This window comes from Ammoniphilus resinae (genome assembly GCF_017873965.1).
Taxonomy (GTDB): Bacteria; Bacillota; Bacilli; order Aneurinibacillales; family RAOX-1; genus Ammoniphilus_A; species Ammoniphilus_A resinae.
Genome location: NZ_JAGGKT010000001.1, coordinates 668,412 through 685,425 on the forward strand (window position 1 = coordinate 668,412; position 17,014 = coordinate 685,425).

At 44.2% G+C, this 17,014-nt stretch carries 11 protein-coding genes; all 11 read left to right on the forward strand.

Annotated features, from left to right (window positions below):
* Position 1: 1 nt before the first annotated feature.
* Positions 2-2,854 (forward strand): 1,4-alpha-glucan branching protein domain-containing protein, encoded by a 2,853-nt coding sequence (locus J2Z37_RS03300; RefSeq protein ID WP_342453773.1) that lies wholly within the window; start codon positions 2-4, stop codon positions 2,852-2,854.
* A 14-nt stretch (positions 2,855-2,868) separates the two neighbouring features.
* Positions 2,869-5,289: a sugar phosphate nucleotidyltransferase gene (locus J2Z37_RS03305; protein ID WP_209808756.1), complete on the forward strand. Its 2,421-nt coding sequence runs from the start codon at positions 2,869-2,871 to the stop codon at positions 5,287-5,289.
* Positions 5,290-5,300: 11 nt separating this feature from the next.
* Complete coding sequence (locus J2Z37_RS03310; protein ID WP_209808757.1) at positions 5,301-7,271, forward strand: glycoside hydrolase family 15 protein; 1,971 nt, start codon at positions 5,301-5,303, stop codon at positions 7,269-7,271.
* A 393-nt stretch (positions 7,272-7,664) separates the two neighbouring features.
* The gene (gene lspA, locus J2Z37_RS03315) at positions 7,665-8,120 is read left to right on the forward strand and encodes a signal peptidase II (RefSeq protein WP_209808758.1); all 456 of its coding nucleotides are present in this window, start codon (positions 7,665-7,667) and stop codon (positions 8,118-8,120) included.
* A 1-nt stretch (position 8,121) separates the two neighbouring features.
* Positions 8,122-9,057, forward strand: a complete 936-nt coding sequence (locus tag J2Z37_RS03320) for an RluA family pseudouridine synthase (protein WP_209808759.1) — start codon at positions 8,122-8,124, stop codon at positions 9,055-9,057.
* Between the two features lie 258 nt (positions 9,058-9,315).
* Entirely contained in the window at positions 9,316-10,416 is a 1,101-nt protein-coding gene (locus J2Z37_RS03325) for a carbamoyl phosphate synthase small subunit (RefSeq protein WP_209808760.1), read from the forward strand.
* A complete protein-coding gene (gene carB / locus J2Z37_RS03330) occupies positions 10,400-13,618 on the forward strand; it encodes a carbamoyl-phosphate synthase large subunit (protein ID WP_209808761.1) in 3,219 nt (1,072 codons plus the stop codon). Before J2Z37_RS03325 ends, carB begins: the two co-directional genes overlap by 17 nt.
* Positions 13,611-14,402 carry a dihydroorotate dehydrogenase electron transfer subunit gene (locus J2Z37_RS03335; RefSeq protein ID WP_209808762.1) on the forward strand — a complete coding sequence of 264 codons (792 nt, stop codon included), beginning with the start codon at positions 13,611-13,613 and terminating at the stop codon, positions 14,400-14,402. The genes carB and J2Z37_RS03335 overlap by 8 nt, the downstream gene beginning before the upstream one ends.
* Positions 14,402-15,325 carry a dihydroorotate dehydrogenase gene (locus J2Z37_RS03340; RefSeq protein ID WP_209808763.1) on the forward strand — a complete coding sequence of 308 codons (924 nt, stop codon included), beginning with the start codon at positions 14,402-14,404 and terminating at the stop codon, positions 15,323-15,325. Before J2Z37_RS03335 ends, J2Z37_RS03340 begins: the two co-directional genes overlap by 1 nt.
* Positions 15,322-16,038 (forward strand): orotidine-5'-phosphate decarboxylase, encoded by a 717-nt coding sequence (pyrF, locus tag J2Z37_RS03345; protein WP_209808764.1) that lies wholly within the window; start codon positions 15,322-15,324, stop codon positions 16,036-16,038. The genes J2Z37_RS03340 and pyrF overlap by 4 nt, the downstream gene beginning before the upstream one ends.
* Positions 16,031-16,684: an orotate phosphoribosyltransferase gene (gene pyrE / locus J2Z37_RS03350; protein WP_209808765.1), complete on the forward strand. Its 654-nt coding sequence runs from the start codon at positions 16,031-16,033 to the stop codon at positions 16,682-16,684. Before pyrF ends, pyrE begins: the two co-directional genes overlap by 8 nt.
* Positions 16,685-17,014 lie beyond the last annotated feature (330 nt).

A 17,014-nucleotide genomic window follows, 5' to 3' on the forward strand; every position in this document is an offset into this window, starting at 1 on the left:
TGTGAGGTTGATAGATTTGCCCGCTCAAAAGGATGAATTAGGATATCTGGCACTCGTTCTCCATGCGCATCTTCCTTATGTTCGGCATCTTGAAAAAGATCTACTGGAAGAACGTTGGCTGTTTGAGGCCATCAATGAATCATACATCCCATTACTACAAACGTTTGAACAGCTATCATTAGAAGGTGTTGAATTCTGTTTAACGTTTTCCTTGTCCCCAACTCTTTTATCGATGCTAGATGATGAATTGATCCTAAAAAGATATGCAGATCATTTGGACAAGTTAATAGAATTAGCGGGGAAAGAAACAGCAAGAACGCGAAGGGACCCCAAAATGAATCGACTGGCGGTCATGTACTTCAAAAAATTCCTGAATATTCGAAGTTATATGCAAGGAATAGGCTATAAACTGATTCCCCAGTTTAAGACGCTAGCCGAGCACGGATATCTGGAACTGATCACTACGGCAGCAACCCACGGTTATATGCCTGCCATGGAAACAGAAGAAGCGATACGTGCCCAATGGGATACAGGGCTTCAACTATTTGAACAGCATTTTAATGCAAAACCAAAGGGGGTATGGGTCCCTGAATGCGGCTATACACCTGGGGTGGATCGGATTCTAAGGGAATATGGAATTAGTTATTTCTTTTGTGATAGCCATGCAGTCATACCCGCCGGCGAAACTCCCAGGGGATTAAGTTATAGCCCTGTGACAACGAGATACGGTGTCAATGCCTTTGCCCGGGATCAGGAGGCAGCATCTCAAGTATGGAGCTCGAAGGTAGGTTATCCCGGAGATTATGACTATCGGGAATATTATCGTGATATCGGCTTTGATCTACCTTTATCCTACATTCAATCTTACATTCATCCCGCAGGAATTCGCGTCCATACGGGATTAAAATATTACCGAGTCACAGGTCCAACCGATCATAAGGAGACTTATGACATTAAGACTGCTATCGACAAGGCTGCCGTTCATGCAGGCCACTTCCTTGACAGATGCGGACAACGGATCGAGGAAGATGCAGGAATTCACAGGGCTAATAAGCCCCTGATCGTTGCTCCTTTTGACGCAGAATTGTTCGGACATTGGTGGTATGAGGGACCACAATTTATTGATTTTCTTTGCAGAAAAATCCATTTTGATTATCCGTCCATGAAACTGACGACCCCGTCCCAGTATCTAGAGGAAAATAATAATCACCCAACTGCAGAGCTTCCACTTTCCAGTTGGGGACGGAATGGCTACAGCGAAGTATGGATTAATGAAGACAATGCATGGATTTATCGTCATCTTCATAAGGCTGAGGAGAGAATGGCAGAATTAGCCAAAAAGTTTGATGCCCCTACAGCCTTGGAAGAAAGGGCGCTAAACATGGCAGCTAAACAATTATTGCTTGCGCAAAGCAGTGATTGGTCCTTTATTATGGACAACAAAACGATGACAGATTATGCCGTTCGGCGTTTTAAAGAACATGCGGGGATCTTCCATCAACTCTACGAAAAGCTGATGAAAGAATGCCTTGAAGCAGAGTGGATCGATTCGTTGGAACTGAATTATCCGATATTTCCCACTATATCCTATCGAGTCTATTTACCTGCCGATGAGCATACAGTAGCAGTAACTTTGGAACAGGATAACACCGGGTCAAAACGAAAAATTCTTATGTTGTCATGGGAATATCCGCCTAGGGTAATCGGTGGACTATCCAGAGCTGTATATGATTTGTCAAGGGCTTTAGCAAGGCAAGGCGAGGAGGTTCATGTTTTCACGAGTCATGTGGAAGGATATCCAGCGTTTGAACAGATGGAAGGAGTCTATGTTCATCGGATCTCTTGTTACCGTGACATCGATCATGAGAATTTCATGGATTGGGTGTTCCAATTTAACCTTACTTTGCTTAATTATTATGACTCACTTGTTAAGCAGGGATTTCACGTGAATGTAGTCCACGCTCACGATTGGTTAGTTTCATTAGCGGCAAGAAGACTTAAGGAAAGATACCATCTTCCACTTATTGCAACGATTCATGCAACGGAATTCGGAAGAAATCAAGGGATTTTTACAGAGCTGCAAAAAAGAATACATGCGGAAGAAGGTTTATTAACCAGAGAGGCAGGGCTTGTCATTTCCTGCAGCCATTACATGGCGAAGGAAATCAGTCGACTCTTTGAACTTCCAAGGGAAAAGGTATGGGTCATTCCAAATGGTGTCGATCCGCAAAAGGTGAAACAGCCGACACCATGGTTTGATCGTTCACAATATGCGCTGACGAATGAAAAGATCATTCTTTTCGTAGGAAGGTTAGTTCCAGAAAAAGGTGCACAACTTCTTTTGGAGGCATTTCCTGAAGTTTTGGCTTTCCATCCTGAAGCAAAATTAATCATTGCTGGAAAGGGGCCAATGGATACAATCCTACAAAAGTTGGCAAATGAATTAGGCCTAGGACAAAAGGTTTTATTTACAGGTTTTATTGAAGATCAAACGCGAAATGGTCTTCTACAGCATGCGACTTTAGCTGCATATCCAAGTTTATATGAGCCTTTTGGCATAGTTGCATTAGAGGCGATGGCCGCACAAACCCCTGTGATCGTTTCTGATACGGGAGGTCTTGGAGAAATTGTTCAACATGGAGAGAATGGTTTAAGCATTTATAGCGGGAATGTTTCTTCCCTTAGGGATCAATTGATATATGCACTAAACCATCCAGAACATTTAGACTCGATGGTCCAAAGGGCATCGGAAATGATTGCTACCCAATATAATTGGCAAGATTTGGCCTCAATTACCAGGGCTGCCTATGATTCTTTAACGATGAATCTGCCGTTCACCAAGGAAACGATCTAAGGGGGAAAAGTCGGATGAAAGCAGTAATTATGGCAGGTGGAAAAGGAACAAGACTGCGTCCTTTAACATCTAATTTACCCAAACCCATGGTGCCGTTGCTCGGGCGCCCATGTATGGAATATATCATTGATTTATTGAAGAAACATGGGATTACCGAAATCGCTGTAACTTTACAATATTTGCCCAAGGCTATTAAAAACTATTTTGGGGATGGGTCAGAATTTGGGGTGAATATCGTATATTTCGATGAAACGACCCCTCTTGGCACAGCTGGAAGTGTAAAAAACTGTGAGGAATTCTTGGATGAACGGTTTATCGTGATAAGCGGAGATGCCTTGACCGATTTTAATCTGCAAAGGGCCATGGACTTTCATGAAATAAGTAAAGCTTCTTCAACCATTGTTTTACACCAGGTGGAGAACCCCTTGGAATATGGGGTCGTCATGACAGATGAGAATGGGAGAATTGTCCGCTTTTTAGAAAAGCCTACATGGAGCGAGGTTTTTAGTGATACGGTGAACACGGGAATCTACATTCTAGAGCCTTCTGTTCTAACCAAGTTTGAAAGAAATGTTGAGTTTGATTTTAGCAAAGATCTCTTCCCTATGCTGCTTTCGGAAGGAAGCAAAATGGCGGGGTATATTGCTGAAGGCTATTGGTCCGATATCGGCAGTTTGGAAGTTTATCGGCAGACCCAATTTGATATGCTGGATGGAAAGGTAGAGATTGATATCAAGGCCCATCAGCTCACTCCCGGTCTCTTTGTAGAAGAAGATGTAAAGATTGAGGATCTTAGTTCGATTCAACCCCCTACTTTTATTGGTCGTGGAACGTATGTAGAAAAGGGTTCACAATTGGGTGGTTATACGATTTTAGGCAGACATAATATGGTGAAAGAAGGTGCCATTCTATGTCGCTCCATTTTCTGGGATCATAATTATCTTGGACTGAAATCCGAGTTCAATGGGGTAACTGTATGCCGGAGGTCTTTCATCGAGGAAGGTTCTCAGCTTTTCGAAGGGGTCATTATGGGGGATGATTGTCGGATTGGAGCTAATTCGCATATTAAACCGGGGGTTAAAATTTGGCCTGATAAGGACGTTGACGCCAATTCAACGGTCCATACTTCCCTTATTTGGGGTGCCCGCGCTGCCAAGAGTTTGTTTGGAGCACACAGTATTAAGGGAATTCCCAATATTGATATTACCCCTGACTTTGCTACACGTCTTGCTTCAGCAATGGCTACCGTTTTTAAAACGGGAGGAACGGTAGGTTTAAGTGCTTGCTCACACCCTTTTTCCCAGTTAATCAAACTGGCCATGATGACGGGGTTGCAGGCATCAGGCGTTCATACGATTGATTTTGGAACAACAATTTCCGCAGCAACGCGTTTTGGAGTTCGTGTCAATCAGGCGGATGGGGGCATTCATATATCCACTGATGAAGGAAAAGATGGCTTTGCGACCATTGAGGTTTTGGATCATCTGGGAATTCCTATTAGTAAATCGGTGGAAAGAAAGATTGAAAATTCATACTGGCAAGAGGACTTTGTACGTGAAACTGTGAATAAACTGGGCAATAATCGCTTTAACCCAACGGTTGCCGAAGATTATATTGCTGCACTAAAACGGGAAATCATTGTCGATAAGGTATCGTCCAGTAGGTTCACACTTGTTTTGGATTATAATTCAATGGTTTTGGGGACCACGGCCATGTCGCTTCTTTCTAGCTTGGGTTGCAAGATTATTCAAATTAGATCAACGGATCAAGGAGATTTTTCGGAATTGATCGAAACTGTTAAGAAAAATCGAGCAGACCTTGGGATCAGACTAGATAAAGATGCTAGAAATTACACATTTGTCACTGATGAAGGAAAAGTAATCAGCAATGACCTAACTATTGCTTTACATTTGCTTATTCATAGCCGATCATCTAAAACGGTTCCCTTTCAGTTAGGGATTCCTGTCAGTGCACCAAAGGAAATTGAGTTTTTAGCACAAAAATTAAGTACAAAAGTGATTCGCACAAAAGAAAGTCCGAGGGAAATGATGGAAGTGGCAAGAGAGCAGAAATTCCAGCCTCTATTTGATGGATTGTACAGTATGGTCAAGGTAATTGGTTTTCTAGCAGAAAACGGTCTAGTTTTATCACAAACCCTTCGAGGGCTGCCCTCTTTCCACATGGCTAGGCAGGCTGTCTTTTGTGACTGGAAAAACAAGGGCAAAGTTATGCGAATGATGATGGAAGAAACAAAAGGAAAACAAGTGGAATTGCTGGATGGAATCAAGGTGTATGATCAGGATGGTTGGGTTTTAATTATGCCAGATATCGAATTGCCACATTTTCGTGTGATTACACAAGGTGCTTCAAAAGAAATTGCATCCTTGTTGGCGCAAAATTATGTGGAGAAGATTCAAAAATACCAAATGGTTTAGGATGTGAGAGAATGCCCCGACCGCTGGTCATAGGAAATGGAAAGCTTCTAATTAACTTTGACCAATCTCTAAACATGAGAGATCTCTACTATCCCTTTGTTGGTCAACGAAACCACATAGGTGGGTACTTTTCTCGGCTTGGCGTGTGGGTGGATGGCAAGTTCAGCTGGTGCCATGAATCCGGTTGGGACATTCGATTAGGTTATTTTCCAGAAAGTCTGGTCACGGATATTCAATTGGAACATCAGGGATTGCAATTGCGGCTTAGAATCAACGATGCTGTACACCAGAGAGAGACGATCTACCTTAAAAAGGTGAATGTAGAAAATCTGAGCGAAAAGCCAAGGGAAATTCGTGTCTTTTTTAATCATGACTTCAGCATCAATGAAACCGAAGTAGGAGATACCGCTGTTTTTGAGCCGATCACCCGATCTGTCTATCACTATAAACAAAACGTTTATCTTTTAATGAATGGAAAAACGGAACAAGAAGGGATTTTCGAGTATAGCACGGGGGTTAAACGGTTTAATCATGCTGAAGGAACTTGGCGGGACGCGGAGGATGGAAATTTGTCCGGCAATCCCATCGCACAAGGTTCAGTCGATAGTACAATTAGTTTCCGGCTGCACATCGATGGGAAAAAGGGGAAAAGAATTTGGTATTGGATCGCAGTAGGAACCAAATTAAGTGAAGTGAAGAAACTGCATCACTACGTCTTAGAAGGCGAGCCAGAACTGCTGTTAGGACGTGTGAAGGTATACTGGCAAAGATGGGTTAACAAGTCTAATTTGGATTTTAAAAATTTGCCAGAGAACATTATTCACTTATATAAAAAGAGCTTATTAATTGTTCGTACGCAAACTGATCAGCACGGGGCCATCCTTGCAGCCAATGACTCCGATATTCTCCAGTATAACAGGGACCATTATAGTTACATGTGGCCCCGCGATGGGGCGCTGGTCGCTTACGCAATGACAAAGGCTGGATACGAGGGGATGGTCAGTCCATTCTTTGAATTTTGTGCAAAGGTGCTTTCCGAAGATGGCTATTTGTCCCATAAATACAATCCTGACGGCTCGGTTGGATCAAGCTGGCATCCGTTCATACAAAATGGTAAGCCTCAATTGCCGATACAGGAGGACGAAACGGCTCTTGTATTATTTGCCCTGTGGGAACATTACAGTCAGCACAAACATATTGAGTTTTCACAAAATCTGTATGAGACACTAATCCGACCAGCGGCCAAATTCCTTATAACCTATGTAGAAGAAACAGTGGACCTGCCCAAGGCCAGTTACGATCTCTGGGAAGAAAGAAGAGGGATTTTCACCTTTACAGCCTGCACTGTCTATGGCGGACTTATGGCCGCAGCGAACTTTGCCAGATTGTTTGGTGATGATCGTAGATGCCGAAGGTATGAGGATACTGCAAAGCGGATTAAACAGGGGATTGAGACTCACTTATATGACGAAGAAATCGGTCGATTCATTCGCGGGATCTACCTTGATGAGGATGGTTCGATTACGAAAGATCTAACGATAGAGAGCAGCTTATACGGGTTATTTGCTTTTCATGTTTTTGATCCATCGGATGAACGGGTGGTTCGAACGATGGAGGCTGTAGAAACTGGATTGGCAGTTAGGACCGATGTTGGGGGCATCAGTCGTTACCAAAACGATTACTATTTTCAAAAATCACAGGATATCTCCAATGTTCCTGGCAACCCTTGGGTTATCTGCACTCTGTGGGTGGCCGAATGGAAAATTGCAAAGGCAAAAACGTTGGAAGAATTGAAGGAAACGATTAAAACTCTAGAGTGGGTGGAACGATTGACCCTGGAAAGTGGCGTCTTGCCAGAACAATTCGACCCTTATACGGGCAAGCCGCTCTCCGTCGCCCCGTTGACCTGGTCCCACTCGACCTTTGTCTTAACGGTCTTAAAGTATATAGAGAAATATAATCAATTAACCGCCCGTAACTAAAGAGACCCCCTGCTGCCTACCTTCAATGAATGGAGTAGGAAAGTGGGGGTATTTCTGTTTATCCGGCATTAACGGGCAGTAAGACCCCCATTTCCAAACTCTTCGAAATGAAATAGGATAAGTGGGGTAGCTGCCCGTAAATGCCGATAAGTGCAACTAACCATCAGAGGGGGATTACAGAAAATCCCTTTCTGACCGCTTAGGAAAGTTTAAGTTCGCTAAAGTGTTAAAGTGAACGAAACTTTTCTAACGGCATGAGAAGCTTCCTCTAAAGAGGGATACCTCTTCTTCGAATGGGCTTCAATAGAAGCTTTTCTTATGGAAGTTTTCTTTATCAGTGGGCTATGCTACAATTCAATTATTCGATTTTCTAGGAAAAAAGTGGAGGGACTTATGTTTTATTATTTTATTGCATTACTTGTTTTCGCCTTGGACCAATTAACAAAATGGCTTGTTGTTAAATATATGGAACTAGGGCAGTCTATACCCATAATTGAAGGTGTTTTTCATTTTACCTCCCATCGAAACCGTGGGGCTGCATTTGGGATTCTACAGAATCAAAGATGGTTTTTTATCCTAATTACTGTTGCGGTTGTTGCAGGGATTATCTTTTACATGCGCAAGGTAGGAAAGAACAAACCTTTGGTTTCATTCTCTTTAGCCCTTATCTTAGGTGGGGCGATTGGCAATTTTATCGATCGCCTATTAATGGGAGAAGTCGTGGATTTTTTAGATTTCACCTTGATTCACTATCCAATTTTTAATGTAGCAGACTCTGCGATTGTAGTCGGTGTTGGATTATATATCTTTGACACACTGAAAGAAATGATGGCAGAGAGAAAGGGGTAATATGTCCGCTTTTGAGCTTTTCGACTGGGTCATTGAACCCGAACTAGAAGGTGAACGGATTGACAAGTTTCTGGCTGAGGCAAGCGCCGATTGGTCGCGGTCACAGGTGCAAAAATGGATTAAGGACGGTCATGTAGAGGCCAACGGTCAAATTGTGAAGGGGAATTATCGCCTGACAGCAGATGATGAGATCAGTCTTAAAATTCCCCCTCCAAAGGAATTAAATGTCTCCCCTGAACCCATGGATTTGGATATTGCTTATGAAGACGGAGATGTCATTGTAATCAATAAACCGAGGGGCTTGGTTGTTCATCCGGGAGCCGGGCATTATACGGCAACACTTGTGAATGGACTTCTCTATCATTGTAAAGATTCTCTTTCTGGAATTAATGGGGTTATGCGTCCAGGGATTGTCCATCGGATTGACAAAGACACGTCTGGACTAATTATGGCCGCCAAAAATGACAAAGCCCACCTTTCATTAGCTGAACAGTTGAAGAATCATTCCGTTACACGCAAATACATGGCTTTGGTCCATGGGGTTATTTCCCATCAAACGGGAACGATTGAAGCGGCAATTGGTCGTGACCCAAAGAATCGACAGCAAATGGCGATCGTTCCCGCAACGGGAAAGCATGCAGTCACACACTTTGTTGTCGTGGAACGATTTGCTGAATATTCCTTGGTGGAATTAAAGCTGGAGACAGGGAGAACCCATCAAATAAGGGTGCATATGAAGTACATCGGTCATCCGTTAGTAGGGGATCCTAAATATGGACCAACCAAGCCCAAGGGACCGGCTCATCTTGATGGACAGGCACTTCATGCTGCTGTGCTGGGATTCTCGCATCCTAGCACTGGGGAATACATGGAATTCTCCGCACCCCTGCCAAACGATATGGAGCAAGTTGTTCAACAATTGCGTCATATCTTGTGAGCATTGACAGATAGGTAGATTCATGTCATACTTTGGATAATTTCATAAGTAAAACCTTTAAATTCAATCCCGCGAGGTTGATAAGGTTGTCGGATTATGTAGCTCTGTATACGGATATAGGGTGTATATCGTTGCGCCTAATACGTATGCTATATCAAAAGGCTTCCTGTCAATTTCAGGAAGCCTTTTTTTGCGTACCGCTTTTGGTACAATCAGGGCAAAATAAAATGTAGAAAATCAGAAAAGAAGGTGGAATCTGTGCAAGCTAGATTAATCTTGGAAGATGGAACAGTATTCGAAGGAAAATCTTTTGGGGCGGCTAAACATTCCTTTGGGGAAGTTGTTTTTAATACAAGTATGACGGGGTATCAAGAGGTATTATCCGATCCTTCTTACTGCGGTCAAATCGTCACTATGACCTATCCACTGATCGGTAACTATGGCGTTAACCGTGACGACTTTGAATCCATTCGCCCTTTTGTCCATGGTTTTGTGGTTCGGGAACATTGCGAGGTGCCGAGTAACTTTCGAAATCAGCAAACCCTCGATTCTCTATTGAAGGAATATGAAATTCCTGGGATTTACGATGTAGATACAAGAAAACTAACCCGAAAAATTCGCCAGTTTGGAACGATGAAAGGGATGATTACCACATCTTCCGAATCGGTAGAAAGCTTTTTAGAGCAATTAAAAAGCACGCCAAATATGACCAACCAAATTTCCTTGGTTTCAACGAAAAGTGTGTTTAGCTCCCCAGGCCGTGGACCAAGAATTGTTCTCGTTGATTTCGGCTCGAAACATGGAATTCTTCGCGAATTAGCCAATCGGCACTGTGATGTGATCGTCGTTCCTTACAATACTACTGCCGCAGAAATCCTTCGGCTTCGTCCAGATGGAATTGTCCTATCCAATGGACCTGGGGATCCAAAGGATGTCCCTGAAGCCATCGAAATGATTCAAGGGATCTTAGGGCGCTTCCCATTATTTGGGATTTGTATGGGACACCAATTATTTGCTTTAGCCTGCGGGGCGGACACAGAAAAGATGAAATTTGGTCACCGTGGAGGTAACCATCCAGTAAAAGAATGGGCAACAAATCGCACCTTTATTACTTCGCAAAACCACGGATTTGCCGTAAAGGAAGAATCGCTTACAGAAACGGATTTGGAAGTTTCGCACTCAGCTGTGAATGATGGGACAATTGAAGGACTAAGACATAAAAAGTTCGATGCATTCTCTGTACAATACCATCCAGAGGCAGCACCTGGGCCTTACGATTCCGGATATTTATTTGATCGTTTTCTAGATATGGTTGCTGAACACAAGAAGGAGGTTAATCCCTATGCCATTACTCGCTAATTTAAAGAAAGTTTTAGTTATCGGATCTGGACCCATTATCATCGGACAAGCTGCTGAGTTTGATTATGCAGGCACACAGGCTTGTCAAGCACTGAAAGAAGAAGGTTTAGAAGTTGTACTCATCAACAGTAATCCAGCTACGATTATGACGGATACCAATATCGCCGACAAGGTGTATATTGAACCGCTGACTGTTGAATTTGTTTCTCGCATTATTCGTCAAGAAAAACCAGACGGCTTGTTGGCTACATTAGGCGGACAGACGGGACTGAACTTAGCGAAGGATCTTGATGAATCGGGTGTACTTAAAGAAGAAGGGGTCACCTTGCTCGGAACGGATTTAGAAGCGATCCAAAAGGCAGAGGACCGGGATCTTTTCCGCGGGTTAATGTATGAAATTAACGAGCCTGTTCCAGAAAGTGATATTATCCATACGGTGGAAGAAGCGATCGCTTTCGCCGATCGGATCGGCTACCCTATTATTGTCCGCCCTGCTTACACACTTGGGGGAACCGGCGGAGGAATTGTGCAGGACGAAGAAAACCTGCGTGAGGTAGTTGCTAGTGGATTAAAATACAGTCCGATTACGCAATGTTTGGTGGAAAAGAGTATTGCCGGCTTTAAGGAAATAGAATACGAAGTGATGCGAGACAATCTTGGCAATTCCATCGTGGTTTGTAATATGGAGAACATTGATCCTGTGGGCATCCATACAGGTGACAGCATTGTTGTCGCACCTAGCCAAACACTATCTGATCGGGAATATCAGATGCTTCGCTCAGCTTCTCTAAAGATTATTAATGCGCTAAACATTAAAGGGGGCTGTAACGTTCAGCTTGCTTTGGATCCTTACAGCTTTGACTACTATGTCATTGAAGTAAATCCAAGGGTTAGCCGTTCCAGTGCCCTAGCTTCCAAAGCAACAGGATATCCGATTGCCAAAATGGCAGCTAAGATTGCCGTTGGATATAATCTGGATGAGCTTGAAAATCCGGTTACGAAGAGAACCTATGCAAGTTTTGAACCTGCATTAGACTATATAGTTACAAAAATCCCAAGATGGCCATTCGATAAATTTGTTTCCGCCAACCGAAAGCTTGGTACGCAAATGAAGGCAACCGGTGAGGTCATGGCGATCGGAAGAACCTTCGAAGAATCGATGTTAAAGGCCGTCCGTTCGCTGGAGATCGGGACTTATCATATTGAATTAAAAGAGGCTGCAGACCTTTCCAAAGAGGAATTAGAGAAACGATTGGTCTTGGCTGACGATGAGCGTATCTTCCTACTTATGGAAGCCTTACGCAGAGGAATAACCATTGATGAGATTCATGAATTGACGAAAATTGACTTGTTCTTCTTAGTCAAACTAGAACGGATAATAAGCTATGAAAAGAAATTGCAAACAGATGGGGCAACGGATGAATTACTCCGTGAAGTGAAGCGTTTAGGTTTTACAGATCGCAAGATCGGCGAATTGACAGGAAAAACCGAAATGGAGATCCGTAAGCTTAGAACGTCTCAAGGATTAACTCCTGTTTATAAAATGGTAGATACTTGTGCAGCCGAATTTGAAGCGGAAACGCCGTACTACTACTCTACGTACGAGGATGAGGATGAACGAGAAGAAACCGAGAAAAAGAAAATTATCGTTTTAGGTTCTGGTCCTATCCGTATAGGTCAAGGGATTGAGTTCGACTATGCAACCGTTCATGCTGTTTGGGCCATTAAAGAGGCAGGCTATGAGGCTGTGATTATTAATAACAATCCAGAAACCGTATCGACAGACTTTAGCACATCGGATCGTTTATACTTCGAACCCCTCTTTTTTGAAGATGTGTTGAACATAATTCAGGCAGAAAAACCGGAGGGTGTAATCGTTCAGTTTGGCGGTCAAACAGCCATTAACTTGGCAGATAGCCTAGTAGAGAACGGTGTTCAAATCCTTGGTTCTGATTTAGAGAGCATCGATACAGCCGAAGACAGAGAAAAGTTTGAAAAGCTGCTTCGTGACCTCTCGATTGCCCAACCACTAGGAAAAACAGTAACAAATGTGGCGGCGGCTGTAGAAACAGCCCAAAAGCTGGGTTACCCAGTCTTGGTAAGGCCTTCCTATGTACTAGGTGGTAGAGCGATGGAAATCGTCTATAACGAAAAAGAACTTCTTGGCTATATGGAACAAGCGGTGAAGATCAACCCGCAGCACCCTGTTTTAATTGATCGTTACATGTTGGGCCGGGAAGTGGAAGTGGATGCAATTTGCGATGGGGAAGATGTGTTAATTCCAGGGATTATGGAACACATTGAACGTGCGGGTGTTCACTCCGGGGACTCGATTGCAGTCTATCCACCACAAAGCGTCAGCGAGGAATTAAAGGAAGAAATTATCAGAATTACAACGAAGATTGCCAAAGGTTTGCACGTCAAAGGCTTGCTCAATATTCAATTTGTTATCCATGACAACAAGGTATATGTTATCGAGGTAAACCCAAGATCTTCACGGACCGTTCCTTTCTTAAGCAAGGTAACTGGAATTCCGATGGCAAACTTAGCTACTAAAGTGATTCTTGGTCACACGATCAAGGAAGAAGGATTTACGCCAGGCTATCACCCCGAAGCAGACCATATCTCTGTGAAGGTGCCTGTGTTCTCTTTTGCAAAGCTGCGCCGTGTAGACATTACACTTGGACCAGAAATGAAATCAACAGGTGAAGTCATGGGACGGGATAAAAACCTTTCCAAGGCAATTTATAAAGGGCTTGTGGCTTCCGGCATGAAGATCCCTGTATATGGTTCTGTTTTAGTCACTGTTGCCGATAAAGACAAAGAAGAAGCGCTTGATATCATTCGCGGATTCTATGATTTGGGCTTCCGTTTGCTCGCCACAGCTGGAACAGCAAAAATGCTGCAGGAAAATGGAATGAGCGTGAACGTGGTTAATAAAGTAACGGAAGGTTCACCGAATTTGCTGGATATGATCCGAAATGGAGAAGCAAGTATTGTCATTAATACCCTAACAAAAGGGAAAACACCGGAACGTGACGGTTTCCGAATTCGCCGTGAAGCGGTTGAAAACGGAGTTCCTTGTCTCACATCTCTAGATACTGCAAAAGCACTACTTCGCGTTATTGAAACAATCACCTTCGGAACAGAGGCGATGCCTCAATTTATCACGCCGAAGCGGGAGGTTTTGCTTCATGGATAAAGGCCATTTGAAGGTGCTGGAAAATGAACCTGTGGCGGATCGCGTTTTTCGCATCCGCCTACAAGGTGACTTGGTTCAGCAAATGGAAAACCCAGGGCAGTTTGTGCATGTGAAATGCGGCCCGGGAATTGATCCGTTGCTGCGACGCCCGATCAGTATTAGTGATGTAAACCTGGAGGAAGGTATTCTCGATATGATTTATCGGGCGGAAGGATCGGGGACAAAGATTTTAAGTGAGGCTGTCCCAGGTGCCCTTGTGGATGTATTAGGTCCCCTCGGTCAGGGATTTCCTGTAGAGGGAAGAAAAACCGGGGATCATGCAGTTCTCGTCGGTGGTGGAGTCGGCGTGCCGCCACTGCTTTATCTAGCCAAGCAGTTGGTGGATAAAGGGGTCAAGGTAACAAGCGTCATCGGCTTTGGTACAGCAAACCAGGTGTTTTTGGAGAAGGAACTCGGGCAGTATGGGAAAGTTCATGTGGCTACGATCGATGGAAGCAAAGGGATTCAAGGTGTTGTTACCGATATTTTAAATGAACAGTTTGGTCTTTCTCCGTCTGAATGGGATGTGTTATATTCCTGCGGTCCACTCCCGATGTTAAAGGCCTTGCAGGTAAAGTTTCAGGAAACGGATAAAGAGGCCTATCTATCGCTTGAACAGCGTATGGGATGTGGGGTAGGGGCATGTTTGGCGTGCGTCTGCTCAGCAGCTGAGGGCTCTGAAAAATCCTATTATAAAATCTGTTCTGATGGGCCTGTATTTCCATTAAGAGAGGTGGTGTTATAATGACTGCTTCTCGTTTAGCGGTAAATTTGGCTGGCCTGCAGTTGAAAAATCCAGTAATGCCGGCATCGGGATGTTTTGGTTTTGGTAGAGAATATTCCCAATTTTATGATTTAAATCGACTTGGTGCGATTGCAGTAAAAGCAACGACTTTAGAAGTGCGTATGGGGAATCCGACACCGCGGGTTGCCGAAACCCCCGGGGGAATGTTGAATGCCATCGGACTGCAAAACCCAGGTGTAGAAAAGGTCATGTCAGAGGAATTGGTCTGGTTAAAGCAATTTCGTGATTTGCCTGTAATTGTTAATATTGCGGGTACTACTACAGAAGATTATGTGGAAGTAGCCAGACAAGTCTCAGCGGCTCCGAATGTTTCAGCTCTCGAATTAAATATTTCCTGCCCAAATGTGAAATGCGGCGGAATCACCTTTGGGACAGATCCTATCGTTGCTGCGGAGCTTACCAAAGAGATTAAAAAAGTGAGTAAGGTGCCTGTGTTTGTTAAGCTTTCCCCTAATGTTACGGATATTGTTTCGATTGCCAAGGCAGTTGAAGAAGCTGGGGCAGACGGTTTAAGCATGATTAATACATTGCTTGGTATGCGGATTGATCTGAAGACAAGAAAGCCGATCTTGGCCAACCAAGTTGGGGGATTATCTGGACCAGCTGTCAAGCCAGTCGCGATTCGGATGATCTGGCAGGTTAGCCAGCAGGTGAATATCCCGATTATCGGCATGGGTGGTATTCAAAGTGCGGAAGATGTGATTGAGTTTTTCCTCGCAGGAGCTTCTGCGGTAGCGGTTGGAACAGCGAACTTCGTAGATCCCTACATTTGTCCAACGATTATTGATGATCTGGAATCATGGCTTGATAAAATGGGTGTGAACCATATTTCGGAGTTGATCGGTGCGGGGTGGAAATCATGAGTGTACGGGAAAGAACGATTATTGCGATGGATTTTGCCTCGGCGGAGAGTGCCCTGGAATGTGCGAGGAAGCTTAAGGGAACCGCCAGATATTTAAAGGTTGGAATGCAGCTGTATTATGCTGCTGGCCCGCAGATTGTTGCTGCGTTTAAGGAGCAGGGGTTTAAGGTTTTTGTCGATCTGAAAGTTCATGATATCCCGAATACGGCTAAAGGTGCGATGGAAAGCTTAGCTTCCTTGGGTGCAGATATGGTCAATGTACACGCAGCTGGCGGGAAGGAAATGATGATCGCAGCAAAGGAAGGGTTACAGAAGGGGACTATGGCTTCTGGCCGGGAACCGCTTTTAATTGCTGTTACTCAATTGACAAGTACCACTCTGGATGTGATGAATCGGGAGATCGGTATTCATGGGTCAATCGAAGACTGTGTACGGAATTATGCCTTGTTAGCTCGGGAAGCTGGATTGGATGGTGTAGTGGCTTCACCGCTGGAAGTGGGATTAATCAAGGAAGCTGCTGGAGCTGACTTCTTCACAGTAACGCCAGGAATTCGCCCGGCGGGGAGTGCGGTTGGTGATCAAAAACGCGTGACAACTCCGAAAATGGCTTTTGACTTAGGAACGGACTATATCGTTGTCGGCAGACCGGTTACAGGTGCAGCGAACCCTGCCGCAGCCTTAGAAGAATTAATAGGGAGTGTGGAGAATGGATAGACAACAACGGGCAAAGGAAATCGCGGAAAAGCTTCTGGCCATTGGGGCAGTTCATCTGAAGCCGGAAAATCCCTTTCGCTGGACCTCGGGACTTCGTTCTCCGATCTATTGTGATAATCGGATGACCATGTCCTACCCGGAGGTCCGTCGACTGATTGCCCAGTCTTTTGCGGAATTGATTCGAGATTCGTATCCGGGGGCCGAGGTTGTAGCCGGCACCGCAACAGCGGGCATCCCTCACGCCGCTTGGGTCGCAGATCTGTTGAATTTACCGATGATCTATATCCGCGATAAAGCCAAAGGTCACGGACGCGAAAATCAAATCGAAGGCGAATTGCGGAAAGGGCAAAAGGTCGTAGTTATTGAGGATTTGATCTCCACTGGAGGAAGTTCGATCAAGGCAGCGCAGGCGGTAGAGGAAGCAGGGGGCGAAGTGCTTGGCGTTGCCGCTATTTTCAGCTACCAGTTTGAAAAAGCGGAAAAGGCATTTAGTGATGCAGGATTCCCGGTGGAGACATTAAGTAATTACTCCGTCCTACTTGAACTAGCGCTTGGGCAAGGGACTGTTCGAGAGGAGCAAATGGAAGAACTGTCACAATGGCGAGTGGATCCCGAAGCATATACCTTGCGTTGGAATAAAGAATAGATGATGAAAAGGATGGCAAATGCCATCTTTTTTCTTTGGAGTAAGCCCCCAAATTTCCTCAACAATTCACTCTCCCCATTCAAATCAGAAGCTTTAACGCAATTTGTTCCAAATGTCCTATGCCCCTATACCCAAAGAGTGCATCCGACACCCAATTTTAGGAACTAGGGTGTACTAGAGTAGCTAAAATTAAGGGTGTGCGGTCCTATACCCATATTTTGGTGGGCTCTATACAATGTAATTAGCACTAACAAGACGGTGAGAACCTACACATAATCATTTATCTGATAGGAATAATCGCCCATAGTTAGCAGGATGAACATCTCCTCT

Excerpts from the sequence above, each read along its gene's own strand:
- J2Z37_RS03305 (WP_209808756.1), top strand. The coding sequence starts at position 2,869 with ATGAAAGCAGTAATTATGGCAGGTGGAAAAGGAACAAGACTGCGTCCT.
- J2Z37_RS03310 (WP_209808757.1), top strand. The coding sequence starts at position 5,301 with ATGCCCCGACCGCTGGTCATAGGAAATGGAAAGCTTCTAATTAACTTT.
- lspA (WP_209808758.1), top strand. The coding sequence starts at position 7,665 with ATGTTTTATTATTTTATTGCATTACTTGTTTTCGCCTTGGACCAATTA.
- J2Z37_RS03320 (WP_209808759.1), top strand. The coding sequence starts at position 8,122 with ATGTCCGCTTTTGAGCTTTTCGACTGGGTCATTGAACCCGAACTAGAA.
- carB (WP_209808761.1), top strand. The coding sequence starts at position 10,400 with ATGCCATTACTCGCTAATTTAAAGAAAGTTTTAGTTATCGGATCTGGA.
- J2Z37_RS03335 (WP_209808762.1), top strand. The coding sequence starts at position 13,611 with ATGGATAAAGGCCATTTGAAGGTGCTGGAAAATGAACCTGTGGCGGAT.
- J2Z37_RS03340 (WP_209808763.1), top strand. The coding sequence starts at position 14,402 with ATGACTGCTTCTCGTTTAGCGGTAAATTTGGCTGGCCTGCAGTTGAAA.
- pyrF (WP_209808764.1), top strand. The coding sequence starts at position 15,322 with ATGAGTGTACGGGAAAGAACGATTATTGCGATGGATTTTGCCTCGGCG.
- pyrE (WP_209808765.1), top strand. The coding sequence starts at position 16,031 with ATGGATAGACAACAACGGGCAAAGGAAATCGCGGAAAAGCTTCTGGCC.